Genomic DNA, 24,977 nt, shown 5'->3' with positions numbered 1-24,977 from the left:
ATGCCCGACCTGCTGATCGAACTCTTTTCGGAAGAAATCCCCGCGCGGATGCAGGGCAAGGCTGCGGCCGACCTGAAGCGGATCGTGACGGACGGGCTGGTCGAGGCCGGTTTGACCTATGCCAGCGCGGGGGCGTTCTCGACGCCGCGGCGGCTGGTGCTGTCGGTCGAGGGGCTGAGCGGTGAAAGCAAGCCCGTGCGGGAAGAACGCAAGGGGCCGCGGGCCGATGCGCCTGCGGCGGCGCTCGAGGGGTTCTTGCGCTCGACCGGGTTGACCAAGGATCAGCTCGAGCTGCGCGACGACAAGAAGGCGCAGGTCTATTTCGCGGTGATCGAGAAGCCCGGTCGCAAGGCCGATGACATCGTGGCCGAGGTGCTGGAAGGCGCGGTGCGCAACTTCCCCTGGCCCAAGTCGATGCGCTGGGGCAACGGGTCGTTGCGCTGGGTGCGGCCGTTGCAGTCGATCCTGTGCCTGATGGTGGACGAGGGCGGGGCCACGGTCGTCCCGCTCGAGATCGACGGGATCACGGCAGGGGATACGACCGAGGGGCACCGTTTCATGGGCGCGGGGCGCTTTGCCGTGACCTCGTTCGAGGATTACCGCGCGAAGCTCTGGCGGGCCAAGGTGATGCTCGATGCCGAGGAGCGGGCGGCGCATATCTGGCAGGATGCGGTGAACCTTGCCTTTGCCGCCGGACTGGAAGCGGTCGAGGACCGCGGGCTGCTGGCCGAGGTGGCGGGGCTGGTGGAATGGCCCGTGCCGCTGATGGGGCGGATCGGGGACGATTTCCTGCACCTGCCGCCCGAAGTGTTGCAGACGAGCATGAAGGAACACCAGAAGTTCTTTTCGGTCCGCAACCCGAAAACGGGGCGGATCGAGGGTTTCATCACCGTGGCCAATGTGGAAACCGCCGATCAGGGCGCGACGATCCTGAAGGGCAACCAGAAGGTGCTGTCGGCGCGTCTGTCGGATGCGCGCTTTTTCTGGGAGAACGACCTGCGCGTGGCCAAGGCCGGCATGGGCGACTGGCTGCGCGGGCTTGAGGCCGTGACCTTCCACAACAAGCTGGGTTCACAGGCCGAGCGGATCGGGCGGATCGCGGCACTGGCGCGCGGGATCGCGCCGCTGGTGGGGGCCGATGCGGATATGGCCGAACAGGCGGCGCGGGTGGCCAAGGCCGATCTGCGCTCGTCCATGGTCGGGGAATTCCCGGAATTGCAGGGGCTGATGGGCATGTATTACGCCCGCGAGGCGGGGCTGCCCGAGCCTGTCGCGCTGGCGGCACGGGACCATTACTCGCCGCTCGGTCCGACCGACGATGTGCCGGTCGAGCCTGTTTCGGTCGCCGTGGCGCTGGCCGACAAGATCGACACGCTGACGGGCTTCTGGGCGGTGGACGAGAAGCCGACAGGGTCGAAAGACCCCTTCGCGCTGCGCCGCGCCGCGCTGGGCGTGATCCGGCTGGTGCTGGTGAACGGGGTGCGGGGATCGCTGCTTTCGGTCTTTGGCAAGGGCTATGCAGGGGTGGACGCCGCCGACCTGCTGGCCTTTTTCCATGACCGTCTGAAGGTATTCCTGAAAGACCAAGGCATCCGCCACGATGTCATCGACGCCTGCCTTGCTATGCCCGGCAATGACGACCTGACGCTGCTGGTCAAGCGGGCGCAGGCGTTGCAGTCCTTCATGGCCTCGGAGGACGGGACGAACCTTGTGCAGGGCTTCAAGCGCGCCAACAACATCCTCGCGCAGGCCGAGGCCAAGGACGGGGTGGAATATTCCTTTGGCGCCGATCCGAAGTTTGCCGAAGGCGATGCGGAAAAGGCGCTGTTCAATGCGCTCGACGTGGCAGAGCAGGCGATCGGCCCTGCGATGCGGTCCGAGGATTTCGCTGCCGCGATGGGGGCGATGGCGCAGCTGCGCGCGCCCATCGACGCGTTCTTCACCGCCGTCCAGGTCAACAGCGACAATGCCATCGTGCGGCGCAACCGTCTGAACCTGCTGCACCGCATCCGCGCGGTTTGCGGCGGCGTGGCCGATCTGACCCGCCTCGACGGCTGAGGCTGCGCCCTGCATCGCCCCCGGAGAGGACCCTCGGGCCCTCTCCGGACCTCACCCGAGGATATTTGCGCGAGTATGAAGGTCGCGCGGGCTTTTGGCTTTCATACTCGTCCAAATATCCTCGGGGGGTGAGGGGCGCGGCACGCGGCCCGAGGGGGGCTGAAGGCCCCCCTTCCTGTCAGCTTGCGGAACATGTCAGGCTTGCGTGACAGGGTTTTGGGCGTATTCTGCATTTGCTCAGGAAAGGCGCCGCAGTGCAGAAAATGGATAAGATCGCCGAGTTTGCCGAGATCACGCCGAGCGCGAAGATCATGACGGTCGCGCATGGCTGGCGGGCGAAATGCCTGCAACGTCTGGTGCGGCTTGATCTTCCGGTGCCGGAAACGGTGGCGCTGCCCGCCCAGACGGTGCGGGCGATTGCGGCGGGCCATCAGGTGGATGCGGCGGCGATTCTGGCGCATTTCGGAGAGGGGGCGCTGATTTCGGTGCGTCCCAGCCCCGAGAACCCCGATTGGGGCGGGCCTTCGACGATTCTCAATGTGGGGATGAACGCGGCGGGCCATGCGCGGCTGGTCGAGACCCACGGGCAGGCGGCGGCGGATGCGCTTTATCTGCGCTTCGTGCAATCCTATGCGACCCATGTGGCGCGGCTTGATCCCGATATGTTCGACGCGGCCCCCAGCGCCGAGGCGTTGAAGGATGCGCTGCGGGTCTATGAGCTGGAGATGGACGAACCCTTTCCGCAAGAGGCGGGGCGGCAGCTTTCGGAAGTGCTGCGCTCGATGGCGCGGGCCTGGGAGGGGACCACGGCGCGGCTGTTGCGGCAGGCCAAGGGCGCCGGACCCGAGGCGGGGCTGGGGCTGGTCGTGCAGGAGATGGCGCAGGGCATCGGCAAAGGTGTGTCGGGGTCGGGGGTGGTGCAATTCGTCGATCCGCTGACCGGACAGCCGCAGGTGACGGGGCGCTATCTGGGGCAGAGCCAGGGGCGGGATGCGCTGAAGAAAACGGAAGCCATCTACCTGACGCGTGACCCGCGGGGGCCGTCGCTCGAGGATATCGCGCCCGGGATCTTTGCCGATCTGGTGCGGCATGGCGCGGTGTGCCGCGTCAAGCTGCGCGAGGAGATGCAGATCGAGTTCACCATCGAGGACGGGCGGCTTTCGGTGCTGGACGCGGTCAAGGTGGCGCGTTCGGCGCGGGCGGGGTTGAAGATCGCCGTGGCGCTGGCCGAGGACGGGATCATCACGCAGGACGAGGCCGTGCTGCGGGTCGAGCCGCGCTCGCTGACCGAGATGCTGCACCCGCAGGTGGACCCGCGCGGGCCGCGCGATGTCTTCGTCAAGGGCATCGCCGCCAGTCCGGGGGCCGCGACGGGGCGGGTGGTGTTTTCCTCGGCCGCCGCGCAGGCGAGTGCCGCGCGGGGCGAGCCCTGCATCCTTGTGCGGCGCGAGACCGCGCCCGAGGACATTCGGGGCATGCATTCGGCGGTGGGTGTGTTGACCGAGCGCGGCGGGATGACCAGCCATGCGGCGGTGATCGGGCGCGGCCTTGGTCTGCCCTGCATCGTGGGCGCGTCTGAGCTGAAGCTCGATGCGAAGGAAAAGACGCTGACCGCGCCGGACGGGCGGGTGTTCCGCGAGGGCGATGTCATCACGGTCGACGGCACCACGGGCGAGGTGCTGATCGGGGCGACGGAAATGCTGGCCCCCGCGCTGGACGGCAGTTTCCGCACCTTGCTGGGCTGGGCCGATGCGGTGCGCGATATCGGCATCCGTGCCAATGCCGACACGCCGACCGATGCCGCGACCGCCCGGCAGTTCGAGGCGCAGGGGATCGGGCTGTGCCGGACCGAGCATATGTTCTTCGAGGACGACCGTCTGGTGGTGATGCGCGAGATGATCTTTGCCGATACGTCAAAGGACCGCGCGGCGGCCCTTGCGCGGCTGCTGCCGATGCAGCGCGAGGATTTCGTGCAGCTTTTCGACATCATGCAGGGCCTGCCCGTCTGCATCCGCCTGTTCGACCCGCCGCTGCACGAATTCCTGCCGCACAGCCGCGAGGGGTTGCGCGAATTGGCCGAGGCGCTGGACCGCCCGCTGTCCGAGGTGGTGCGGCGGGCAGAGGCCTTGTCGGAGTTCAACCCGATGCTGGGGATGCGCGGGGTGCGGCTGGGCGTTGTCTTGCCGGAAATCTATGACATGCAGGCGCAGGCGATTTTCGAGGCGACGGTCGAAATCGCGCGCAACGGGACTTCGGTGGTGCCCGAGATCATGATCCCGCTGGTTTCTGCCCGGCGCGAGGTGGAACTGGTCAAGGCGCGGGTCGATGCCGTCGCGGCCAAGGTGCGCACCAAGAGCGGGGTCGATTTCGCCTACAAGCTGGGGGTGATGGTGGAAACGCCGCGCGCCGCCCTGCGCGCGGGCGAGATCGCGCAGCATGCGGCCTTTCTGTCCTTTGGCACGAACGACCTGACGCAGATGACCTACGGGCTGAGCCGCGACGATGCCGGGCGGTTCATGAACACCTATGTGCAGCAGGGTGTTTTCCCCGAGGACCCGTTCCATGTGCTGGATGTGGACGGGGTGGGCGAGTTGCTGCACATCGGGGCCGAGCGCGGCCGCAAGGCGCGGGGCGATCTGGTCCTGTCGATCTGCGGCGAGCATGGCGGCAACCCCGAATCAATCGATTTCTGCCGCAAGGCGGGGTTCGATTATGTGAGCTGTTCCCCCTACAGGGTGCCTTTGGCGCGATTGGCGGCGGCGCATCTGGCTTTGCAGGACCGTGCGGCTTCGGGGAAAAGATGACACAATATCATGCGGTTGCGGGGCATGGTTAACACAGTGTTTCAAGATGTTTCGGCGAGTTTCCGCCGAAGTGAGCCGCATTTTCGTTGCAATTCTGCCACATAGGTGGACAGGGGCGCGGGCTGTCGACTACCCCGACACCTCGTCTTTTGCCCCATACTTTCGTTGGTATCGGGCGGAGACGAGGCGTAACAAACCGGGAAACACGATACATGCGCTTGCATACAGGCTGGGTGTTGGGGGCGATTGCTGCCGTCATCCTGAATGGAGCGGCCTTCGCCGATGTGACGGTGAGCCATTCGAATGATCCGACCCAGGCGATCGGGGCACAGATGACCCTGCTTCTGGGGGCCGAGCGGCAGGCGCTTGACGCGCTGCCCGCGCAGAAACTGACGGAACTGGCCGTGGGGCCGAAGGTGCAGACCAAAGTCACCCCCGGCAAGAAGGCCGGTCCGGTGCTGATCGAATACAGCGATGCCTGGCTTGCGGCGCAGGCGGCGCCTGCGGGCGATGCGGAATGGGAATGCCTGCGCAAGGCGATCTATTTCGAGGCGCGGGGCGAGACGCTCAAGGGCCAGTTCGCCGTGGCCGAAGTGATCCTGAACCGTGTGGACAGCGGCGCCTATCCGGCGTCGGTCTGTGCGGTGGTCGGGCAGCGCGGCAATGGCGGGTGCCAGTTTTCCTATGTCTGCGACGGTCGCGCCGATGCGATGACCGATGCCGAAGCGGTGGACCGTGCGGGCCGGATCGCCCGCGTGATGATGGATGGCGCGCCGCGCACGCTGACGCTGGGGGCCACGCATTTCCATACGCGGGGCGTGAACCCCGACTGGTCGAACCGCTTCGACCAGACCGCCTCGATCGGGGCGCATCTCTTTTATCGGCAACCCTGAGGGATCGGTCGGCGCCCTTGCACCGAGTGACGCCTTTTGGCATGGCAGGACGCGGGGACGGGGGTAACCTGTCCCCGAATTCCGTCGGGAGAGAGAGCGAGACCATGACCACAGACATCCGTCTCGCATTCGCGCACCCCGAGGAGCGGGCGGCGGCTTCGGCCAGCGCCGACCCGCGCGACCGCATCTCGCTGCGCGACCATATCGTCGAGGTCGAGATCGGCGCCTTTCAGCAGGAGCGCGGAACGCGGCAGCGCGTGCAGTTCAACGTGGTGGTCGAAGTGCGCCCGCAACCGCAGCCGCTGGACGACGATGTCGACAAGATCCTGAGCTATGACCGGATCACCGAGGCGATTGCGGCCGAGCTTTCGGCCGAGCGGTTGAACCTGCTGGAAACGCTGGCAAGCCGGATCGCCGAGCGGATTCTGGCGGAACCGCAGGCGATGCGCGTCTTTGTGCGGGTGGAAAAGCTGGATCGCGGGCCGGGGAAACTGGGTGTCGAGATCGTGCGGAGCCGTGCGGAAGCGCCGCTCAAGGCCGTGGGGCAGGATGGCGTCGAGGAGGCGGTGCATCCGCTGGTCGTGTTCCTTGACAACAGGGCGATAGACGATGCGGGGCTGGCGGCGCGGCTGGACGGGTTGCAGGCGCGGGGCGTACCGGTGATCCTGACCGTGGGCCTGCCCGATCTGGCGCGGCCCGAGACGGGGCACAAGCCGACGCAGCGGCGGGTCGACCTGCTGGCCATCGAGCAGAATGCATGGCGGCTGGCGGCGAAAGACCCGCGCTGCGTGGTCGTGGCGACGCGGACCGAGATCGACTGGGCGGTGAAGCGGGGGCAGATGATCGTCTGGGCCCCGTCGAAACTGGTGCTGGATGCCGTCGACGGGCCGCAGGGCCGCGAGCCTGTGGCGCTGGCCCTGTGGCTGGCCGAGATGATGGCGGCGGCCGGTCTGGTCGTTCACGGCGATGTTGCACTTCCGGCGGGAAGCCGCGTGCCGGTCGAGCGGGCCTGAGGCCACAGGCTTGCGCGGCGGGGCGAGGCGGCCTAGTCAGCGGGCATGGAGTATTTTCGACCCATTGCGCTGAGGGCGGCGGATCGCCCCGAGGGGGCCTTGCCGCTGGCGGGCGGCTGGCTGTGGTTCAGCCATGTCGAGGTGCTGCGCCGCGACGGGCCGGCGCGGGTGCTGCCCGTGGCCGATGTGCCGCCCGAGGTGCGCGACCGGCTGAGCGGCGCGCGCCCGGACTTTGCCGGCGTGGCGATGGACCGGCCGACGATCATGGGGATCCTCAACGTCACGCCGGACAGCTTTTCGGACGGCGGGCGCTATGTCGACCGCGCGGCGGCTTTGGCGCAGGCGCGCGAGATGGCCGCGGGAGCCGAGGTGCTGGACATCGGCGGGGAAAGCACCCGCCCCGGTGCCGCCGAGGTGCCGGAGGCCGAAGAGATCGCGCGCACGGCACCCGTGATCGCGGCGCTGCGCGCGTTGGGCGTTGCGCTTTCGGTCGACACGCGCAAGGCGGCGGTGGCCAAGGCCGCGCTCGGGGCGGGGGCGGGGATCGTCAACGATGTGGCGGCGCTGGGTTTCGATGCGGGCATGGCGGGGGTGGTGGCTGCGGCGCGCGCGCCCGTCATCTTGATGCATTCGATCAAGACGCCCGCCACGATGCAGGACAACCCTGTCTATGATGACGTCCTGCTGGACGTGTACGACTTTCTGGCCGCGCGGATCGCGCAGGCTGAAGCGGCAGGCATAGACCGCGCGCGGATCATGGTCGATCCCGGGATCGGTTTCGGCAAGACGGCGGCGCATAACCTTGCGGTTTTGGCGCGGCTTTCGGTCTATCATGATCTGGGCGTGCCGATCCTGCTGGGCGTGTCGCGCAAACGGTTCATCGGGACCATCGGGCAAGAGCCGGTGGCCGACAGGCGGATGCCCGGATCGGTGGCGGTGGCGCTGGCCGGTGTGGCGCAGGGTGCGCAGATGTTGCGCGTGCATGATGTGGCCGAGACGCGGCAGGCGCTGCGTCTGTGGATGGCGGTAAACGGGGGGCAGGATGAGCCGTAAGCTGTTTGGAACCGACGGGGTGCGGGGACGCGCCAACACCTATCCGATGACGGCGCAGATGGCGCTGGCCCTCGGTGCGGCGGCGGGGCGCTACTTCCGGCGCGACGGGTCGCTGGCGCATCGGGTGGTGATCGGCAAGGACACGCGGCTGTCGGGCTATATGCTGGAAAACGCGCTGACCGCCGGGCTGACCAGCACGGGCATGAACGTGCTGCTGCTGGGGCCGGTTCCCACACCTGCCGTCGGGTTCCTGACACGGTCGATGCGGGCCGATCTGGGGGTGATGATCTCGGCCAGCCACAACCCGCATCAGGACAATGGCATCAAGTTCTTCGGTCCTGACGGGTTCAAGCTGTCGGACGAGGCCGAGGCCGAGATCGAGGCGATCCTTGCCGGAGAGGTGACGCCCGCCGCGCCCGAGAACATCGGCCGCGCCAAGCGGATCGAGGACGGGCGCGGGCGCTATCAGGAATTCGTCAAGACCACCTTTCCGGCGGGCCTGCGGCTTGACGGGCTGAAGGTGGTGATCGATTGCGCCAATGGCGCGGCCTATAAGGCGGCGCCCGATGTGCTTTGGGAACTGGGGGCCGAGGTGGTGCCTGTGGGCGTTTCTCCCAACGGCACCAACATCAACGACCGCTGCGGGTCGACCCATACCCAGACGGCGGCCGAGGCCGTGGTGGCGCATGGGGCGGATGTGGGCATCTGCCTCGATGGCGATGCGGACCGGGTGATGATTCTGGACGAGCGGGGGATGGTGGCCGACGGCGACCAGATCATGGCGCTGATGGCGACCCGCTGGGCCGAGGACGGGCGTCTGCGCGGCGGGGCGCTGGTGGCGACGGTCATGTCCAATCTGGGGCTGGAGCGGCACCTCGAGGCGCGGGGGCTGCGGCTGGAGCGGACGGCGGTGGGCGACCGCTATGTGGTCGAGCGGATGCGGGCGGGCGGGTTCAACCTTGGCGGCGAACAGTCGGGGCATATCGTGATGACCGATTACGCCACCACGGGCGACGGGCTGATCGCGGGCCTGCAGTTTCTGGCCGAGATGGCGCGGACGGGGGCCAGGGCCTCGGCGCTGACGCGGCAGTTCGACACCGTGCCGCAGTTGCTGAAGAACGTGCGCTACGGCGCGGGGGCGGCCCCGCTGGAGGCCGCGTCCGTCAAGGCGGTGATCGCCGAGGCCGAGGGGCTGCTGTCGGGCAAGGGGCGGCTGCTGATCCGCAAATCGGGGACGGAACCGCTGGTGCGGGTCATGGCCGAATGCGAGGATGCGGGGCTTCTGGCGCAGGTCGTTGACGGGATCGTCGCGGCGGTGGAAGCGGCGGTCTGAGGGGCTGCGATTTTTCTGCGAAAAATCGCGCGCGCCGGTCGGCGGCAGGCAAAGCGTGCAGCGCCCGCGCGGGGGGCAGGGGGCGTGCCGTTGGGCTGTGCGGCGGGTGCGCCGTGGTGGCGCACCCTTCGGGTTTGTTTGTCATGCTTGGGCGTTAGCCTTGCACGTCTGCCTTGGACGTCCGGCTCAGTCGTCGGTCTTGGGTGTTTCCGGCGCGGCTTCGGCGCTGTCGTCGGCCTCGACCTCGGGCGCGGGGGCCTGACGCTTCCACGTCGGCCGGCGGCGCGACTGGGGCGAGGCCTTCTCGCTCAGGAACGCCGCAAGATCAAACTTCGGCTTGGGGGTAGAGATACCCATGGGTCGTCCTTTCGGGGTAAGGCCGGACGACGACAGGGGGCCAGAGAGGGCCGGCCACCGAAGCTCGGAGGGAATCCCCCTGTGTGGAGGGGGTGAGGGGGGACTATGGGGGATTTGGGGGGGGAAAGATAGGGGGCGGGTTCAAGACTGCGGACAGCTTGGTGCCGATGGTCCTGATTTATCGGGCGATCAACGAAAGATGCGCTTCACCGAAATGCAGCCCAGTTAAGAACCCGAGAAAGTATATTGGTTCTTCAACGAAAAGGCCGGCCCTCGCGGGCCGGCCTTTGTCATTCTCGTGCTGGACGAACCGATCAGTTCCGCGAACGGTCGACCATCTTGCCCTTGGAAATCCACGGCATCATGGCGCGGAGTTTCTCGCCGACTTTTTCGATCTGGTGTTCGTCGTTGATGCGGCGGGTGGCCTTGAAGAAGGGTTGGCCGACGGCGTTTTCCTGCATGAAGTCGCGCACGAACTTGCCGGTCTGGATGTCGGTCAGCACGGCTTTCATGCGGGCCTTGGTTTCCTCGTAGGGCAGGATGCGCGGGCCCGAGACGTATTCGCCGTATTCGGCGGTGTTCGAGATCGAGTAGTTCATGTTGGCGATGCCGCCTTCGTAGATCAGGTCCACGATCAGCTTCACTTCGTGCAGGCATTCGAAATAGGCCATTTCCGGCTCGTAGCCGGCTTCGACGAGGGTCTCGAAGCCCATGCGGATCAGCTCGACAAGGCCGCCGCAGAGAACGGCCTGTTCGCCGAAGAGGTCGGTTTCGCATTCCTGACGGAAGTTCGTCTCGATGATGCCCGAGCGGCCGCCGCCGATGGCCGAGCAGTAGGACAGGCCGATTTCCATCGCCTTGCCGGTCGCGTCCTGATGGACGGCCACGAGGCAGGGCACGCCGCCGCCCTTGGTGTATTCGCCGCGCACGGTGTGGCCCGGGCCTTTGGGGGCCATCATGATGACGTCGACACCCTTTTTCGGCTCGATCAGGCCGAAGTGGACGTTCAGGCCGTGGGCGAAGGCGATGGCGGAGCCTTCCTTCAGGTTGTCATGCACGTATTTCTTGTAGGTGTCGGCCTGCAGTTCGTCGGGCATGGTGAACATGATGAGGTCGCACCATGCGGCGGCTTCGGCGATGCCCATGACCTTGAGGCCTTCGCCTTCGGCTTTCTTGGCCGAGGGCGAGCCCGGACGCAGCGCGACGACGAGGTTCTTGGCGCCGGAATCGCGCAGGTTCAGCGCATGGGCGTGGCCTTGCGAGCCGTAGCCGAGGATGGCGACCTTTTTGTCCTTGATCAGGTTGATGTCGCAGTCACGATCATAATAGACGCGCATGGCGTGCTCCTGTTTGGTTGATGGCGGCAATTTACGCCGTTTCGGGCGTGATCGGTTGCGATGTTTGACGGAATGCGATTTTTCTGCGAAAAATCATTCTGGAATTTGCGGATCGGTGAAAATTTCATGCAGCTTGACGATACGGATCGCAGGGTGCTGCGGCATTATCTGGCCGAGCCGTCGCTGCCGCGCGCCGCGCTGGCCGCGCGGGCGGGGGTGACGGCGGCGACGCTGTGGCGGCGGCTCGAACGGTTGCGCGAGGCGGGGGTGATCCGGGCCGAGCGGGCGCGGGTCGACTGGCGGCGGCTGGGCTATGAGGTGGAGGTGAGCCTGCGCTTCACGCTCGACAAGACCGATCCGCGGGCCTTTGACGACTTTATCGATGCGGCGCGGGGGGTGCCCGAGGTGGTGGCGATCGAAACCTTTCTGGGGCGCGTCGATGTGCGGTTGAACGTGATCGCCCGCGACATGGGGCATTACCAGGAGGTGTACCGGCAGCGCATCCTGTCCTTGCCGCATATCGCCGAGGTGGATGCGCTGATGCTGATTGCGACGATCAAGGATGCGGAGGCCTTGCCGCTGTGATCGATCTGGATGACACGGACCGCGCGATCCTGCGGGCGCTGGCGCTGGAGGCGGGGGTTTCGGCTGGAGAGCTGGGGCGACGCTTCGGCATCAGCCAGCCCGGCGCGTGGCGGCGGGTGAAGCGGCTGGAGGAGGCGGGCGTGCTGGGCGGGGTGCAGGTCGATGTGGACCGCGCGGCGCTGGGGTTCGGGGTCACCGTGTTCCTTGGCGTGAAGCTGGCGACGCGGGGGCGGGTGAGCCTCGAGGATTTCGAGCGGGCGGTGATGGCGATCCCCGAGGTGCAGGTGGTGCAGCATGTCCTTGGGCTGTTCGACTACCGTCTGCGCGTGGTGGCGCGGGATATCGCGGATTTCGAGCGGGTGCTGCGGCGGCGGATCATGACGCTGCCGGGGGTGGGGAACGTCGAGGCCAATGTGCTGTTGACCGAGGAGCGCAGGCCCGGACCTTTGGGCTAGGCCGTTGGGGCGGGAAGGGGGGGCCTGTGCGGCCCCCCAAGCCGGCTTGCGCCGTCTTTCCCCCCGCAGAGTATTTGGGCAAGGATGAAGGGGCCGCGCGGAGCGGTGAAAACATGCGCCCCGTGTCGGAAACGGGCTGTTCTTGCGCCGGTGCTGCGCCATATTCGGGAAAAGACCTGGGAGGACTGCCGATGACCACGTTGCCGCATACGCATATCGACCCCGAGGGGTTGCAGGAATTTTCCGTGGTCTTCACCGACCGCTCGCTCAACCACATGTCGGCACGGTTTCAGGGGGTGATGCGGGACGTGTCGGGCCTGTTGAAAGAGGTCTATCGCGGGTCGGCGGTGGCGCTTGTGCCCGGGGGCGGGACCTATGCGATGGAGGCCGTTGCGCGGCAGTTCGGGCAAGGCAACGTGCTGATCGTGCGGAACGGCTGGTTTTCCTATCGCTGGACGCAGATTTTCGAGGCGGGCGGCTTTGCGCAGGCGACGACCGTGGTGATGGCGCGCCAGACCGGCAACGGGGCGCAGGCCCCCTATGCCCCGCCGCCGGTCGAGGAGGTGGTGGCCAAGATCCGCGAGGTGAAGCCCGAGGCGGTCTTTGCGCCGCATGTGGAGACGAGCGCGGGGCTGATCCTGCCCGACGACTATATCGCGACGGTGGCGGCGGCGGCGCATGAGGTGGGGGCGCTGATGGTGCTTGACTGCATCGCCAGCGGTTGCGTCTGGGTCGATATGGAGGCGACGGGGGTGGATGTGCTGATCTCGGCCCCGCAGAAGGGATGGTCGGCGTCGCCTTCGGCGGGGGTGGTGGTCATGTCGCCGCGGGCCGAGGCGCGGCTGGCCGAGACGACGAGCAATTCCTTTGCCATCGATCTGAAGAAGTGGCGGGCGATCATGGCGGCCTATGAGGGCGGCGGGCATGCCTATCATGCCACCATGCCCACGGATGCCATCGTGGGGTTCCGCGATGCGATGCTGGAGACCAAGGCGATGGGCTTTGCCGAGGCCAAGGCCGCGCAATGGGAATTGGGCCGTGCGGTGCGGGCGCTGCTGGCGGGCAAGGGCGTGGGTTCGGTCGCGGCCGAAGGGTTTCAGGCCCCCGGCGTGGTGGTGAGCTATACGGGCGATGGCGATGTGCAGAACGGCGCGAAGTTCCGCGCGCAGGGCTTGCAGATCGCGGCGGGCGTGCCGTTGCAGGTGGGCGAGGGGGCGGAGTTCAAGACCTTCCGTCTGGGGCTGTTCGGGCTGGACAAGCTGAAGGACGTGCCCGCGACCGTGGCGCGGCTGGAAAAGGCTGTCGAGGCCGTGCTTTGACGGCCTGAACCGCGCCCGGCGGATCGACTGACGGATCGTCGGGCGGATCGTCGGGCGGCTATGCGGGGCGCGGAACCGGGCGGGGGCCTGATTTTCCGCGCGGAAAACCGCAGGCTTACCGGACGCCGAGGCCTGCGCGCATGAGCGTCTTGCGCACAGGGGCGACGGAATAGAGCGCGTTCAGCGCCGTGGCCCGCAGGTCGCGCAGGGCCTGACCGCCCATCATCGAGGCGCGGTTGAGCGCGTCGATCCCCGTCAGGCGGGCGCTGATGTCGAAATGGCGGGCGCGGTGATAGGCGTCGAGCATGGCCGCGTTGCCGATGTCGGCGCGGTTCGCTTCGGCCAAGGTCAGCAGCGCGTTCAGGTCGGCAATCGACATGTTCAGCCCCTGCGCGCCGATGGGGGGCATGACATGGGCGGCTTCGGCCATGAGCGCGGTGCGTTCGCCCGCCATGCGGGCGGCCGACTGGGTGATGATCGGCCAGATCGTGCGGCGGCTGATGAGGGTGAGCGGGCCGAGGATGTGGCAGGAGCGGGCATTCATCTCGGCTTCGAACTCTGCCTGTGGCAGGTCTTTGAGACGCTCGGCCTTGGGGCCGGTTTCCATCCAGACCACGGCGGAGCAGGGTGTGCCGTCGTGGTCGGGAAGCGGGACGAGGGTGAAGGGGCCGCCGGAGCGGTGGATCTCGGTCGAGATGTTCTGGTGGGGGATCGGGTGGGTGACGGCGAAGGCCAGCGCCTTTTGCCCGTAGCGGGTGGTCTTGACCGGAATGCCGAGCGCGTCGCGGACGAAGGAGTTGCGGCCATCGGCGGCGATGACGAGTTTCGCGGCGATGCGGGCACCGTCGGAGAGGGTGACGAGGGCCTCGGACTCGCGGGTGAGCAGCGCGGTCGTCGCAAGGCCGGGGCGGAAGCTGACAGCGGGCAGGTCGGCCAGTCGGGCCGACATTTCCCGCCGCAAGAGCCAGTTCGGCAGGTTCCAGCCGAAGGGCTGGTCGGAAATGTCTGAGGCGTCGAAATCCTTGATGATGCGGGGTTCCGCGATCTCGCCGCCGGCATCGATGATCCGCATGATCTGGAGGGGTGCGGCGAAGGGTTCAAGGCGCGCCCAGAGGCCGGCGGCTTGCAGCACGGGGATCGAGGGTTGCAGGAAGGCGGTGGAGCGCAGGTCGGCGCCGGCCGCCTCCATCGAGGTGACGGGGGCTTCGGGGTCGACGATGACGACCGAGAACCCTGCCGAACCGAAGGCGGCGGCGGCGGTGAGGCCCGCGACACCGCCGCCCGAGATCAGGATATCGGTCTTTTCGCGCATGGCGGACCTTTCAGGGCAGCGTGACCCAGAGCAGGAGGACGAAGATCACCGGGACCGCGGCGATGGCGGTCAGGACGAGGGCCACGAGGCCGAAAGCCTTGATCGCAAGAACCAGCGCGGTCAGGGCGATGACGAGAAGGTAGAACACGATGTTCACGTCGCGACCGATGTCGCGGGCGATGTGGCCGATGAGGGGAATGGTGACGGGATCGGTCACGGGGCGGGCGGCGAGGGTGGGGTGCATCGGAGGCTCCGTTTCGGTGTCCGTCAAAGATGGGGCCTTGTGGCGCAAAGGCAAAGCGCGCGCGCTGCGGCGGGTGGTCGCGTTCACGGGCCGGTGAGTTATGCGCCGGTCAGTTGGCCGAGGAATTCGGACAGGTCGGCGTGGTGGTGGTGGATGTGCGGGGCGGGTTCCGCTTGGGGGGCGATGTGGACGGTGCGCATGCCCATGGCATGGGGCGCGGCGAGGTTGCGGGCATCATCCTCGAACATCGCGGCTTTGGCGGGGTCAAGCGCGTCGAGGGCAAAGACCGTCTCGAAGGCGCGGCGTTCGGGCTTGGGGCGGAAGCCTGCGTGTTCGATGCCGTAGATGGCGTCGAAATGGTCCGAAAGGCCACGGGCGGCCAGAACGCGGCGGGCATAGGGGGCATCGGCATTGGTGTAGACGATGCGGCGACCGGGCAAGGCCGCGATGCGCCGCGACAGGGCGGCATCGGGGGTGACGCCCGAAAAGTCGATGTCGTGGACATGGGCCAGAAAATCGTCGGGGTCGATGGCATGTTCGGCCATGAGCCCTGCGAGGGTGGTGCCGTAAAGCTTCCAGTAGGTGGCGCGCAGGTGGTTCGCCTGTTCGGCGCTGACGCCAAGTTTGCGCGAGACCCAGTCGGTCATGCGCCGCTCGATCTGGTCAAACAGGCGCATGGCGGGCGGGTAGAGCGTATTGTCGAGGTCGAAGACCCAGGTGGTGACGTGGCTGAAGTGCGGCTTTGGCATGTGGGATAGGTAGCGCGGCGGGCGGGGGGCGGCAATGGCCGGTTTCGCCGCGCGCGACGGCTGGCGGCGGGCGCGCCAATTTTCTTTGAAGAAAATTGCAAATTCCTTCACAGGAATTTGCCGCGCGCCGTGCTGTCGTCGCGCCGGTTGAAAGCAGGTGTCAGCTTTCGTATACAGTGGTATCCCGACGGCAAGAGCGGGGACGGACGGAACGGGAGGCCGGACGCGTGCAGAAAGATGCCTATACGCTGATCCTCGAGGCGATCGACGCGGGGCTGTACAAGCCCGGTGACCGGCTGGTGGAATCCGAGCTTGCCGAACGGCTTGGCGTGTCGCGCACGCCGGTGCGCGAGGCGCTCCAGCGGCTCGAGACGCAGGCGATGCTGACGCGGGACGGGCGCAGCCTTATCGTCGCCTCGCTGGACCACAACCAGTTGGCGGATCTTTACGCGGTGCGGACCGAGCTTGAAGGCTTGGCCGCGCGGCTGGCGGCGCGGCATGCGACGGACGAGGAGATCCGTGTCCTGCGGGGCATGGTGAACGATGACCGCGCGTTGCTGGGGGGCGATCCGAAGCTGCTCAGCCGGGCCAACAAGCGGTTTCACCGCCAGATCCACCTTGCCAGCCACAACCGCTTTCTGGTGCAGCAGCTTGACCTTGTGCATCGGTCGATGGCGCTGATGGCCAATACATCCTTTGCGGCCGAGGGGCGGGACGAGGTGGCCTTGGCCGAGCATGACCAGATCATCAAGGCGATCGAGGCGCATGATGGCGAGGCCGCCTATCAGGCCTTGCGCCAGCATATCAGCAAGGCTTTCGAGACGCGGCTTCGGGTGGATGCCGGCGAGATCCGCACGCGCTAGTCGTGGAACTGGCCGTGGCGCGTCTTGTCCCAGTAATAGGGCGCGGTCAGGGTTTCGCGGAACGCCTTGAGCGCCGCGAGCGTGCCGAGCGGGAAATAGAGGTGCAGCGTCGGGATCCAGAGCGCGCTGATGCGCTGGCCGCTGCGGCGGAGCGCGATGAGGCTGAGCAGGCTGCCGATGGCTTCGGCGCCGAGAAAGAGCGTGGCGAGGGCGGTCAGGCCGCCGGACGGTAGCACCTGCGCCAGCGGATGGCCGAGGCCGAGCGGGATGGACCACAGCGTCCAGAGCAGCGGCACCAGCAGCACCTGCGCCAGCGCGCCGAGAAAGACGATCTGGAAGCCGAGAAAGCCGCGCGGCCCGAGTTGCCGCCACAGCGCGCGCGGGCTGCGCATATGGACGAGCCATGTCATCATGTAGCCCTTGATCCAGCGCGACCGCTGCCTGACCCAAGGCAGGGCGCGGCAATTCGCTTCCTCGTAGGTCGTGCTTTGGATCATGCGGGTGCCGAAGCCGTGACGGGCAAGGCGGATGCCGAGGTCGGCGTCTTCGGTGACGTTATGGGCATCCCAGCCGCCAAGGGCGCGCAATGTGTCGCGGCGCAGGAAAACCGAGGTGCCGCCCAGCGGGATGGGCAGGCGCAACCGTTCCAGACCCGGCAGGACGAGGCGGAACCAGAGCGCGTATTCCAGTGTGAAGCAGCGGGCGAGCCAGTTTTTGCGCGGGTTGTAGAAATCGAGCATGGCCTGAATGCAGGCGATATGGGGCGGGGCTGCGGCGAAGGCGGCGGCGACCTTGCGCAACTGGCCGGGTTCGGGCGCGTCTTCGGCATCGTAGACGCCCACAACCTCGCCCCGCGCGACGCCGAGGGCAAGGTTGAGCGCGCGGGGCTTGGTGCGGATGGAGCCTGCGGGGGCCGAGATGACCCGCATCCATGCCGGAAGCCGCGCGGTGGCAAGGGCCCTGCGGGTGGCGTGGTCGTCATCCTCGACGACGAGGATCAGTTCGAGCAGGTCGCGGGGATAGTCGATCCGTTCGAGGCGGCGGATCAGGCGGTCGGCGATGTCCGCCTCGTGGAACAGGGCGATAAGGAGGGTGACCGTGGGCAGATCGGCATCGGGCAGCGGGGGCGGGGGCGGGCTGGCATCGGCGCGCAGCGTGGCGAGGGAGGTTGCGAATTTGAAGGCGGTGGTCACCGAAAGGGCAAGGGTGGCCAGCGCGAAGGCGAGGGAAAATACGGCGAGGGGGGCCGCGAGGGACAGCACGAGCAGCGCGCCCGCAACGGCGATGACGCTGCGGCGCAGGCGGCGGGCGTCGAGGCTGCGGCAGCTTTCCTGCGGGCAGACGCGGGTTTCGGCGGCTTGGGCGAGGGCGGGGCCGAAATGGGTGAAAAGTGCTGCCTCCATCTGCGCGGCTGTGGTTTCGACGGGGCGCAGGAAGGGGCCGAAGGTGGCGGCAAGGCGGCTGCGCGCAACGGAGAGGTGCAGCGGGCTTTGCGCAAGGACGAGGGTTTCGGCCCCCGCCTGTGCCCAAGGCAGCACGCCGAGGTCGAGGCAGTCGGACAGGCCGAAGCGCAGGGCAAGCGCGGTGTCGGGCGCTGTCGAAAGCGGGTCGCGTGGCGCGGGGCGCAGAATGCGGGCGGGCGATGGCGGGGCGGGGATGAAAAGACCCGTCGCCTCGGCCAAGCCATCGGGGGCGCGGGGTTTGGGCTGGGGGAGGGGGGAAAGCGGGGTCGGGGCCATTGCTGCGAACTTCCATGCGGGGAAGGGCAGCGTGGCGCGGGGCGGGTTAAGATTATGTTAACGGGCGCTTTTCAGCGCGTCGCTGGCCGCGTTCGGGCGAACGCAGAAGCGGCCTGCACCCGCATTTGGCGCGGGGCGGCGACCACGGGTCCGGTCTGTCGGACCCGTGATGTTGCGGCGGGTGGCGTTATGCGGCGCGGCGGGCGCGGATGGCTTCGGCGAAACGCTCGAAGAGGTAATAGCTGTCCTGCGGGCCGGGCGAGGCTTCGGGGTGGTATTGCACCGAGAAGATCGGCTTGCCGTCGACCGCGATACCGCAGTTGGACCCGTCAAACAGCGAGACATGGGTTTCGCTGACGCCCTTGGGCAGGGTCTGGCTGTCCACGGTGAAGCCGTGGTTCATCGAGGTGATCTCGACCTTGCCGGTGGTGAGGTCTTTTACCGGATGGTTCGCGCCGTGGTGGCCGTGGTTCATCTTGACCGTCTTGGCCCCGAGCGCCAGCGCCAGCATCTGGTGGCCGAGGCAGATGCCGAAAAGCGGCAGGTCGGCATCGAGCACGCCGCGGATCATCGGCACGGCATAGGCCCCCGTGGCCGCCGGATCGCCCGGACCGTTCGAGAGGAACACGCCTTCGGGGTTCAGGGCCAGCACATCCTCGGCCGTGGCGGTGGCGGGCAATACGGTGACGTCGCAACCCGCCGAGGCGAGGCAGCGCAGGATGTTGCGTTTGGCGCCATAATCGATGGCGACGACACGCAGGCCCGCACCGGTGCGTTCGGTATACCCCTCGGGCCAGGCCCAGGTCTTTTCGTTCCAGCGGTAGGATTGGGTGCAGGAGACGTCTTTCGCAAGGTCGAGACCAACGAGGCCCTTCCATGCACGGGCCTTTGCGACAAGCGCGGCAATGTCGAACTTGCCTGCGGGATCATGGGCCAGCGCCACATGCGGGGCGCCCTGCTGGCGGATGGCGCGGGTCAGGCGGCGGGTGTCGATGCCGCCGATGCCGATCCGGCCCTTGGACAGCAGCCAATCCGTCAACTCGCCGGTCGAGCGCCAGTTCGACGGCTCGGTCGGGTCCCATTTGACAACCATTCCGGCGGCGACGGGGGTTGCGGTCTCGTCATCCTCGGGCGTTACGCCGACGTTGCCGACATGGGGGAAGGTGAAGGTCACGACCTGTCCGGCATAGGAGGGGTCGGTCATGATTTCCTGATAGCCGGTCATCGCGGTGTTGAACACGAGTTCCGCCACCGTTTCGCCCGTGGCGCCGAAGCCCTTGCCATAGAACACCGTGCCATCCGACAGCGCGAGGCAGGCGGTCGGTTTGTCGGTTGATTTCGCGGATGCGGGCATGGGGCGACTCCTGTCGGCGAATTTCGCGGACACTAGTGTTGCGCAGGCTTGCGGTCAAGGGTTGGTCTGAAAAGGAATATCTATACTTTTCAATGGCTTGGTTTCGGGCGACTCGGTTGTGATCGGGCGCGCTTGGCTGTAATGTGGCGCTTCGTGACAGGCTTTCGGGAAGGGCAGCTCATGGCGATGCGGGAACGGCTGCAAGAGGCGTTGAAAGACGCGATGCGGGCCAAGGCGGCAGACCGGCTGTCGACGCTGCGGCTGATCAACGCCGCCATCAAGGACCGCGACATCGCCAACCGTGGCGAAGGCGGCGACGGGATGGTGTCGGACGGCGATATCCTTGCCATCATGGGCAAGATGGTGAAGCAGCGTCAGGAAAGCGCGCGGGCCTATGAAGAGGGCGGGCGGCTGGAACTGGCCGAAAAGGAACTGGCCGAGATCGGCGTGATCGAGGAATTCCTGCCACGCCAGCTTGACGCGGCCGAGGTCGAGGCCGCCGTGACGGCCGCGATTGCCGAGGCGGGGGCGACCAGCATCCGCGACATGGGCCGCGTGATGGCGGTGCTGAAGGGAAAATACACCGGGCAGATGGATTTCGGCGCGGTGGGACCGAAGGTCAAAGACCTGCTCGGCTGACCCGCTTGCCCGGTTGCGCCCGGGCTTGGCCTGCGCAGGTGCCGATTTTTCAGGGAAGTTCCGGGGGCAAAAGGCCCCCTGCGTCGGCTTGCTAGCGCAGGGCGTCGAGCGCCTTTTGCAGTTCGGGCCGGAGGGCGAGGCGCTCGTCTTCCGTCAGGAAGGCGCCGAGTTCCACCTCGCGGCCGTTGCCCTTGAGCGTCAGGTAATTCGGCACCGGACCGCCCGAGGGGTGCAGGGTCAGGCGGACCCAATGCGGGTTGGCTTGCCAATCCTGCCGTTTGCCCTTGGGGCCGTGGCGGGTGAGGGTGAGGGTGTCGCTGTGGAAGGTCAGGTCCTCGACGATTTCGGCATCGCGGTAGGATTTGGACAGCGCGACCCAGATGCCCCCCACGGCGAGGATGAAGAAGGGCAAGAGGCCCCAAAGCACGGGCGAGCCGATCACTGACAGCATCGGCACGAGGATCAGCGCGCAAGTGGCGGCGATGAAGCCGACGAAACCGCGTCGCGGCAACGAGCGGTAGGGCCAGAGGTGCAGGCGGGCGGGGGTTCCGTTGCTGGCGGGGAGCCATTCATAGGGCATGGGTATCGCTTTTGGTCTGGCCCGGCTGTGCGGGTCGCGGGGGGGGCGGCCCCCCCCTTGCGCAGGCGGCAAGGGGAGGGCGGCGCAAAGGGTAGGGCGCGGAAGGCCCCGATCAATGCAAAAGGCCCCGGATCGCTCCGGGGCCTTTGGTCTGAGGGCCTTGCCTTAGTGGGCGTGGCTGCGATCCCAGTCGGACTGCTTGGGCAGCTGCTCGAAGGTGTGTTCGGGCGGCGGCGAGGGCAGGGTCCATTCCAGCGTGTCGGCGTATTCGTTCCAGTAGTTGTTCTCGGTGACCTTGCGGCCGAAGAACAGGGTGTAGAACACGATGCCGATGAAGAACACGAAGGAGCCGAAGGCGATGAAGGCACCGACCGACGAGAACCAGTTCCAGTAGGCGAAGGCTTCCGGATAGTCGATGTAGCGGCGGGGCATGCCCTGACGGCCAAGGAAGTGCTGCGGGAAGAAGGTCAGGTTCGAACCGATGAACATGGCCCAGAAGTGCAGCTTGCCCGCCCATTCCGGATATTGCCGGCCCGACATCTTGCCGATCCAGAAGTAGATGCCGGCGAAGATTCCGAACACGGCACCAAGCGACATCACGTAGTGGAAGTGGGCCACGACGTAATAGGTGTCATGGTAGGCCCGGTCCACGCCAGCCTGCGACAGCACGATGCCCGTCACGCCGCCGACGGTGAAGAGGAAGAGGAAGCCGAAGGCCCAGAGCATCGGGGTCTTGAACTCGATCGAGCCGCCCCACATCGTGGCGATCCACGAGAACACCTTGATGCCGGTCGGCACCGCGATGACCATCGTGGCCAGCATGAAGTAGGATTGCTGGGTCAGCGACATGCCCACGGTGTACATGTGGTGCGCCCAGACGACGAAGCCCAGAACACCGATGGCGACCATCGCATAGACCATCGGCAGGTAGCCGAAGATCGGCTTGCGCGAGAAGGTCGCGATGACCTGGCTGATGATGCCGAAGGCCGGCAGGACGATGATGTACACCTCGGGGTGGCCGAAGAACCAAAGGATGTGCTGGTAGAGGATCGGGTCACCGCCGCCCGAGGGCGAGAAGAAGGTGGTGCCGAAGTTGCGGTCGGTCAGCAGCATGGTGATGGCGCCGGCAAGGACCGGAAGGGCCAGAAGGATCAGCCAGGCGGTGATGAAGATCGACCAGGCGAAAAGCGGCACCTTGTGCATGGTCATGCCGGGGGCACGCATGTTCAGGAAGGTGGTGATGATGTTGATCGCGCCAAGGATCGACGAGGCACCCGAGAGGTGGACGGCGAAAATGGCGAGGTCCATCGCGTAGCCGCCTTCGGCCGTGGTCGAGAGCGGCGGGTAGAGAACCCAGCCCACGCCCGCGCCGGTGCCGAGGTCGCCGCCGCCGCCGGGGGCGAAGAGCGAGCAGACCGCAAGCGAGGTGCCCGCGACGTAAAGCCAGTAGGACAAGTTGTTCATGCGCGGGAAGGCCATGTCCGGCGCGCCGATCTGCAGCGGCATGAAGTAGTTGCCGAAACCGCCGAACAGCGCCGGAATCACCACGAAGAACATCATCAGGATGCCGTGGGCGGTGATGGTCACGTTCCAGATGTGGCCGTTGGGCGTGCAGGTCGCGGCGGCGTCCGCGACGAAGCGCATGCCTTCCTGACACATGTATTGCACGCCGGGGTGCATCAGCTCCATCCGCATGTAGACGGTGAAGATGACCGAGATCAGACCGACGAGACCGCCGGTGAAGAGATAGAGGATCCCGATGTCCTTGTGGTTCGTCGACATGAACCAGCGGGTGAAGAACCCCCGCTCGTCATGGCCGTGGCCATGAATGGCTGCGTCCGCCATTGGCGTCTCCCGATTCTGTTCAGTAAGTGGCCGGGCATTCGAGGCCCGGCACTGGTTCCCTTATGTCGCCCGTGTTTAATCGCGGCGCGGCGCTGGGGCAATGACTGACTTTGACGCAGATCAACAAAAGCCGGACAGGCGCATGATTTGCGGGGTGGCCAAGTGTCGCGGCCTGCGGCGGGGGGCGGTTCTGCGGTGAAATCCCGCGCCGCGCGCAACCCTGCGGGGGCGCGGCGCGGCCCGTGGCGGCGGTGCGGCCGGGCAAAGGGCACCCCTGCGGGCAGGGATGCCGGATGATTCCGCAAGGCGTTTGGCCCGCCGCGCCCCTGTGGTGGCGCTGGATCAGTGCAGAAGATCAGGGCGCGGCAGCGGGCGCGACCGAGGCGAGATAGGCCGCGACATCCTCGCCGCCCTTGGCGAGCTTGAAGGTCATCTTCGATTTGGCGGCGGCATCGCCGAGCTTGGTCTTGAGCCATTCGGTCGGGTTGGCGACGTAGACGGCAAGCTCTTCCTCGGTCCAGACCGCGCCGGTTTCGCCCACTGCCTTGATCGACTCGCCATAGGCGAAGTCTTCCGAGGCGACCTTGCGTCCGATCACGCCGAACAGGTTCGGGCCGGTCTTGCCGCCCTTCTGGATCGCGGTGCCGTCGGTGCCGACGATGGAATGGCAGGCCTTGCACTTCTTGAATTCGTTTTCGCCCTTGGCGGCATCGCCTGCCGCGAAGGCGGGGGCGGCAAGAAGCGCGAGGGCAAGGGCGGCGAGCGGAAGTTTGGTCATGGAATCCTCTGGCTTTGGGTTCGCCACGCGGCGCGGGGCCGCGCGTCGGGACGGGAGTGACAATCGGGCAGACCGGCTGCGATGCACAATCCGCCGGATCGTCGCAGGTTCCCTGCCCGGGCGGCGATTTGCCCCCCGTGCCGCATGTTTTCCGGCGGCACAGCCTGCGGTCCGGCCCATGCGCGCAGGGGTTGGCGTGCGAGGGGTTGGCCGGTCAGATCGCGCAGCTGGGGTTCAGCCCGCCGCCTTCGGGGAAGAATTTGGGAAAGGTCGCCATCAGCGCTGCGTCGAGGTCGGCCATCGTGACGGGAAGGCCCAGATCGACGAGGCTGGTCACGCCATAGTCCGAGATGCCGCAGGGCACGATGCCCGAGAAATGCGAAAGGTCGGGTTCGACGTTGATCGAGATGCCGTGAAAGCTGACCCAGCGGCGCAGCTTTACGCCGATGGCGGCGATCTTTGCCTCGTTGGGCGTGCCGTCGGGGTTGGGCGCGCGGTCGGGGCGGGTGACCCAGACGCCGACGCGGCCGGGGCGGATTTCGCCGCGCAGGTTGAATTCGGCCAGCGTGGCGATGACCCAGTTTTCCAGCGCCCGCACGAAGCAGCGCACGTCGCGGCCCCGGTTTCCGACATCGAGCATGCAATAGACAACGCGCTGGCCGGGGCCGTGATAGGTGTATTGCCCGCCGCGCCCGACGTCGAAGACAGGAAAGCGGTCAGGCTGCACAAGGTCGGCCACCTTGGCCGAGGTGCCTGCCGTGTAAAGCGGCGGATGTTCGAGCAGCCAGACCGCTTCGGGGGCGGTGCCGCGGTGGATCGCCTCGACCCGCGCCTCCATGGCAGCGAGCGTTTCGGCATAGGGGCTGAGGCCCGGAAGGGTGGTCCATTCGGTCATGGTGCTTGGCCTTGCTGGCTTATGGCGAACCTCATAGCGCGGTTCTCGGTGCAAGGCGAGGCTGCGGCAAAGCCCTGTGGCGGCGCGTCGGGAAAAAGGGCGTCGCTGTCGTGCGTTTTTCCTCTTTCCTTCCCGAAAGGGCTTCGCTAAATACCCGCCACCAAGCCAGAACATGCGGATGTGGCGGAATTGGTAGACGCGCAGCGTTGAGGTCGCTGTGGGGTAACTCCCGTGAAGGTTCGAGTCCTTTCATCCGCACCATCTGCCCGCAAGGGCAGGCCACAAAGGGCCTCGCGGCAACGCGGGGCCCTTTGGCTTTTCCGGCACCCCGCATCCTGTCCGCACGGCCCCGACGGGCGTTAGCGCTATCCGCCCCGCGGTGCCGCGCGCGGCCATGTCGCTTTCCGGCCATCACAGCCGTATTTCCCGCGCCGGGCATCTCTGCTGCCGTTTCAGACGGCGAAACCGGCGGAAACTGACCGTTTTTCCCGCATTAAAGATGAGAAGCCCAAATTTGTGACAAGCCGGTTGCATTGATCGGGGGCATTGGTTTTAGTCGTCATCAACAAGAGCGGACACAGGTTCCGCCAAGACTAACCGGGGAGACTTTAGGTGGCTGCCACTGGCAACGACTCGTTTGTCGTTTTCGACCATGTCCAGAAGAGCTACGACGGCGTATCGCTAGTCGTTAAGGATTTGAATCTGTCGATCGGGAAGGGTGAGTTTCTGACGATGTTGGGGCCTTCGGGTTCTGGCAAGACGACCTGTCTGA

At 66.7% G+C, this 24,977-nt stretch carries 23 protein-coding genes and 1 tRNA gene; 13 read left to right on the top strand and 11 right to left on the bottom strand.

Features of this window, described 5'->3' with window-relative positions:
• From glyS to glmM, 6 genes are all read left to right on the top strand, one after another.
• A complete protein-coding gene (gene glyS / locus H7F16_RS19370) occupies nucleotides 1-2,058 on the top strand; it encodes a glycine--tRNA ligase subunit beta (RefSeq protein WP_185799292.1) in 2,058 nt (685 codons plus the stop codon).
• 263 nt (nucleotides 2,059-2,321) lie between these two features.
• A complete protein-coding gene (locus H7F16_RS19365) occupies nucleotides 2,322-4,862 on the top strand; it encodes a putative PEP-binding protein (protein WP_194308546.1) in 2,541 nt (846 codons plus the stop codon).
• A 212-nt stretch (nucleotides 4,863-5,074) separates the two neighbouring features.
• Nucleotides 5,075-5,755 carry a cell wall hydrolase gene (locus H7F16_RS19360; RefSeq protein ID WP_185799290.1) on the top strand — a complete coding sequence of 227 codons (681 nt, stop codon included), beginning with the start codon at nucleotides 5,075-5,077 and terminating at the stop codon, nucleotides 5,753-5,755.
• A 104-nt stretch (nucleotides 5,756-5,859) separates the two neighbouring features.
• Complete coding sequence (locus tag H7F16_RS19355; protein ID WP_185799289.1) at nucleotides 5,860-6,768, top strand: dihydroneopterin aldolase; 909 nt, start codon at nucleotides 5,860-5,862, stop codon at nucleotides 6,766-6,768.
• Between the two features lie 45 nt (nucleotides 6,769-6,813).
• Nucleotides 6,814-7,821, top strand: coding sequence for a dihydropteroate synthase (folP, locus tag H7F16_RS19350; RefSeq protein WP_185799288.1), 1,008 nt, complete (start codon nucleotides 6,814-6,816; stop codon nucleotides 7,819-7,821).
• Nucleotides 7,811-9,154: a phosphoglucosamine mutase gene (glmM, locus tag H7F16_RS19345; protein ID WP_185799287.1), complete on the top strand. Its 1,344-nt coding sequence runs from the start codon at nucleotides 7,811-7,813 to the stop codon at nucleotides 9,152-9,154. The genes folP and glmM overlap by 11 nt, the downstream gene beginning before the upstream one ends.
• A gap of 186 nt (nucleotides 9,155-9,340) precedes the next feature.
• Here the strand turns inward: glmM and H7F16_RS19340 are convergent, their stop codons facing one another.
• Nucleotides 9,341-9,511: a hypothetical protein gene (locus H7F16_RS19340; RefSeq protein ID WP_185799286.1), complete on the bottom strand. Its 171-nt coding sequence runs from the start codon at nucleotides 9,509-9,511 to the stop codon at nucleotides 9,341-9,343.
• Between the two features lie 314 nt (nucleotides 9,512-9,825).
• Nucleotides 9,826-10,878, bottom strand: coding sequence for a ketol-acid reductoisomerase (gene ilvC / locus H7F16_RS19335; RefSeq protein WP_277818403.1), 1,053 nt, complete (start codon nucleotides 10,876-10,878; stop codon nucleotides 9,826-9,828).
• Nucleotides 10,879-10,974: 96 nt separating this feature from the next.
• Here ilvC and H7F16_RS19330 point away from each other — a divergent pair, with 96 nt between their 5' ends.
• The 3 genes from H7F16_RS19330 (at nucleotide 10,975) to H7F16_RS19320 (ending at nucleotide 13,207) form a co-directional block, all read left to right on the top strand.
• Nucleotides 10,975-11,433 carry an Lrp/AsnC family transcriptional regulator gene (locus H7F16_RS19330; RefSeq protein ID WP_185799284.1) on the top strand — a complete coding sequence of 153 codons (459 nt, stop codon included), beginning with the start codon at nucleotides 10,975-10,977 and terminating at the stop codon, nucleotides 11,431-11,433.
• Nucleotides 11,430-11,888, top strand: coding sequence for an Lrp/AsnC ligand binding domain-containing protein (locus H7F16_RS19325; RefSeq protein ID WP_185799283.1), 459 nt, complete (start codon nucleotides 11,430-11,432; stop codon nucleotides 11,886-11,888). The genes H7F16_RS19330 and H7F16_RS19325 overlap by 4 nt, the downstream gene beginning before the upstream one ends.
• Before the next feature lie 191 nt (nucleotides 11,889-12,079).
• Nucleotides 12,080-13,207, top strand: a complete 1,128-nt coding sequence (locus tag H7F16_RS19320; protein WP_185799282.1) for an aminotransferase class V-fold PLP-dependent enzyme — start codon at nucleotides 12,080-12,082, stop codon at nucleotides 13,205-13,207.
• Nucleotides 13,208-13,322: 115 nt separating this feature from the next.
• On the opposite strand, the gene H7F16_RS19315 is transcribed toward H7F16_RS19320, so the two are convergent.
• From H7F16_RS19315 to H7F16_RS19305, 3 genes are all read right to left on the bottom strand, one after another.
• Nucleotides 13,323-14,519 (bottom strand): UbiH/UbiF family hydroxylase, encoded by a 1,197-nt coding sequence (locus tag H7F16_RS19315; RefSeq protein ID WP_185799281.1) that lies wholly within the window; start codon nucleotides 14,517-14,519, stop codon nucleotides 13,323-13,325.
• A gap of 10 nt (nucleotides 14,520-14,529) precedes the next feature.
• Complete coding sequence (locus H7F16_RS19310; protein ID WP_185799280.1) at nucleotides 14,530-14,763, bottom strand: hypothetical protein; 234 nt, start codon at nucleotides 14,761-14,763, stop codon at nucleotides 14,530-14,532.
• 98 nt (nucleotides 14,764-14,861) lie between these two features.
• A complete protein-coding gene (locus H7F16_RS19305; protein WP_185799279.1) occupies nucleotides 14,862-15,512 on the bottom strand; it encodes a pyrimidine 5'-nucleotidase in 651 nt (216 codons plus the stop codon).
• Between the two features lie 227 nt (nucleotides 15,513-15,739).
• On the opposite strand from H7F16_RS19305, the gene H7F16_RS19300 reads away from it, so the two are divergent.
• Entirely contained in the window at nucleotides 15,740-16,375 is a 636-nt protein-coding gene (locus H7F16_RS19300) for an FCD domain-containing protein (protein WP_185799278.1), read from the top strand.
• Here the strand turns inward: H7F16_RS19300 and H7F16_RS19295 are convergent.
• Together H7F16_RS19295 and carA are read right to left on the bottom strand one after the other, a co-directional pair.
• Nucleotides 16,372-18,114 (bottom strand): glycosyltransferase, encoded by a 1,743-nt coding sequence (locus tag H7F16_RS19295; RefSeq protein ID WP_185799277.1) that lies wholly within the window; start codon nucleotides 18,112-18,114, stop codon nucleotides 16,372-16,374. The two genes, H7F16_RS19300 and H7F16_RS19295, sit on opposite strands and share 4 nt — an antisense overlap.
• Nucleotides 18,115-18,301: 187 nt before the next feature.
• Nucleotides 18,302-19,468: a glutamine-hydrolyzing carbamoyl-phosphate synthase small subunit gene (gene carA / locus H7F16_RS19290; RefSeq protein ID WP_185799276.1), complete on the bottom strand. Its 1,167-nt coding sequence runs from the start codon at nucleotides 19,466-19,468 to the stop codon at nucleotides 18,302-18,304.
• 180 nt (nucleotides 19,469-19,648) lie between these two features.
• On the opposite strand from carA, the gene H7F16_RS19285 reads away from it, so the two are divergent.
• The gene (locus H7F16_RS19285) at nucleotides 19,649-20,107 is read left to right on the top strand and encodes a GatB/YqeY domain-containing protein (RefSeq protein WP_185799302.1); all 459 of its coding nucleotides are present in this window, start codon (nucleotides 19,649-19,651) and stop codon (nucleotides 20,105-20,107) included.
• Nucleotides 20,108-20,198: 91 nt separating this feature from the next.
• On the opposite strand, the gene H7F16_RS19280 is transcribed toward H7F16_RS19285, so the two are convergent.
• The 4 genes from H7F16_RS19280 to lipB all read right to left on the bottom strand — a co-directional run bounded on the left by H7F16_RS19280 (nucleotide 20,199) and on the right by lipB (nucleotide 24,259).
• Nucleotides 20,199-20,687: a DUF2244 domain-containing protein gene (locus tag H7F16_RS19280; RefSeq protein WP_185799275.1), complete on the bottom strand. Its 489-nt coding sequence runs from the start codon at nucleotides 20,685-20,687 to the stop codon at nucleotides 20,199-20,201.
• Between the two features lie 165 nt (nucleotides 20,688-20,852).
• Nucleotides 20,853-22,532: a cytochrome c oxidase subunit I gene (ctaD, locus tag H7F16_RS19275; protein ID WP_185799274.1), complete on the bottom strand. Its 1,680-nt coding sequence runs from the start codon at nucleotides 22,530-22,532 to the stop codon at nucleotides 20,853-20,855.
• Between the two features lie 355 nt (nucleotides 22,533-22,887).
• Entirely contained in the window at nucleotides 22,888-23,310 is a 423-nt protein-coding gene (locus tag H7F16_RS19270; protein ID WP_185799273.1) for a c-type cytochrome, read from the bottom strand.
• 214 nt (nucleotides 23,311-23,524) lie between these two features.
• Nucleotides 23,525-24,259, bottom strand: a complete 735-nt coding sequence (gene lipB, locus H7F16_RS19265; protein WP_422121136.1) for a lipoyl(octanoyl) transferase LipB — start codon at nucleotides 24,257-24,259, stop codon at nucleotides 23,525-23,527.
• Between the two features lie 120 nt (nucleotides 24,260-24,379).
• On the opposite strand from lipB, the gene H7F16_RS19260 reads away from it, so the two are divergent.
• Together H7F16_RS19260 and H7F16_RS19770 are read left to right on the top strand one after the other, a co-directional pair.
• Nucleotides 24,380-24,466, top strand: a tRNA-Leu gene (locus H7F16_RS19260).
• Between the two features lie 351 nt (nucleotides 24,467-24,817).
• On the top strand, nucleotides 24,818-24,977 hold a 160-nt coding region (locus H7F16_RS19770), incomplete at its 3' end, for an ATP-binding cassette domain-containing protein (RefSeq protein ID WP_338402038.1).

The sequence above is a fragment of the Paragemmobacter straminiformis genome (assembly GCF_014243445.1).
GTDB lineage: Bacteria > Pseudomonadota > Alphaproteobacteria > Rhodobacterales > Rhodobacteraceae > Paragemmobacter > Paragemmobacter straminiformis.
Note: the sequence above shows the minus strand (reverse complement) of the source record. Positions and strands in the feature narration are given on the sequence as shown.

What these genes read in the sequence shown, in the direction of transcription:
- H7F16_RS19355 (WP_185799289.1), top strand. Translation starts at nt 5,860, where the DNA reads ATGACCACAGACATCCGTCTCGCATTCGCGCACCCCGAGGAGCGGGCG.
- carA (WP_185799276.1), bottom strand. Translation starts at nt 19,468, where the DNA reads ATGCCCGCATCCGCGAAATCAACCGACAAACCGACCGCCTGCCTCGCG.
- H7F16_RS19270 (WP_185799273.1), bottom strand. Translation starts at nt 23,310, where the DNA reads ATGACCAAACTTCCGCTCGCCGCCCTTGCCCTCGCGCTTCTTGCCGCC.
- H7F16_RS19280 (WP_185799275.1), bottom strand. Translation starts at nt 20,687, where the DNA reads ATGCCCTATGAATGGCTCCCCGCCAGCAACGGAACCCCCGCCCGCCTG.
- H7F16_RS19340 (WP_185799286.1), bottom strand. Translation starts at nt 9,511, where the DNA reads ATGGGTATCTCTACCCCCAAGCCGAAGTTTGATCTTGCGGCGTTCCTG.
- folP (WP_185799288.1), top strand. Translation starts at nt 6,814, where the DNA reads ATGGAGTATTTTCGACCCATTGCGCTGAGGGCGGCGGATCGCCCCGAG.
- H7F16_RS19305 (WP_185799279.1), bottom strand. Translation starts at nt 15,512, where the DNA reads ATGCCAAAGCCGCACTTCAGCCACGTCACCACCTGGGTCTTCGACCTC.
- glmM (WP_185799287.1), top strand. Translation starts at nt 7,811, where the DNA reads ATGAGCCGTAAGCTGTTTGGAACCGACGGGGTGCGGGGACGCGCCAAC.
- H7F16_RS19365 (WP_194308546.1), top strand. Translation starts at nt 2,322, where the DNA reads ATGGATAAGATCGCCGAGTTTGCCGAGATCACGCCGAGCGCGAAGATC.
- H7F16_RS19295 (WP_185799277.1), bottom strand. Translation starts at nt 18,114, where the DNA reads ATGGCCCCGACCCCGCTTTCCCCCCTCCCCCAGCCCAAACCCCGCGCC.
- H7F16_RS19310 (WP_185799280.1), bottom strand. Translation starts at nt 14,763, where the DNA reads ATGCACCCCACCCTCGCCGCCCGCCCCGTGACCGATCCCGTCACCATT.
- H7F16_RS19285 (WP_185799302.1), top strand. Translation starts at nt 19,649, where the DNA reads ATGGCGATGCGGGAACGGCTGCAAGAGGCGTTGAAAGACGCGATGCGG.
- H7F16_RS19330 (WP_185799284.1), top strand. Translation starts at nt 10,975, where the DNA reads ATGCAGCTTGACGATACGGATCGCAGGGTGCTGCGGCATTATCTGGCC.
- H7F16_RS19320 (WP_185799282.1), top strand. Translation starts at nt 12,080, where the DNA reads ATGACCACGTTGCCGCATACGCATATCGACCCCGAGGGGTTGCAGGAA.
- glyS (WP_185799292.1), top strand. Translation starts at nt 1, where the DNA reads ATGCCCGACCTGCTGATCGAACTCTTTTCGGAAGAAATCCCCGCGCGG.
- H7F16_RS19360 (WP_185799290.1), top strand. Translation starts at nt 5,075, where the DNA reads ATGCGCTTGCATACAGGCTGGGTGTTGGGGGCGATTGCTGCCGTCATC.
- H7F16_RS19315 (WP_185799281.1), bottom strand. Translation starts at nt 14,519, where the DNA reads ATGCGCGAAAAGACCGATATCCTGATCTCGGGCGGCGGTGTCGCGGGC.
- ctaD (WP_185799274.1), bottom strand. Translation starts at nt 22,532, where the DNA reads ATGGCGGACGCAGCCATTCATGGCCACGGCCATGACGAGCGGGGGTTC.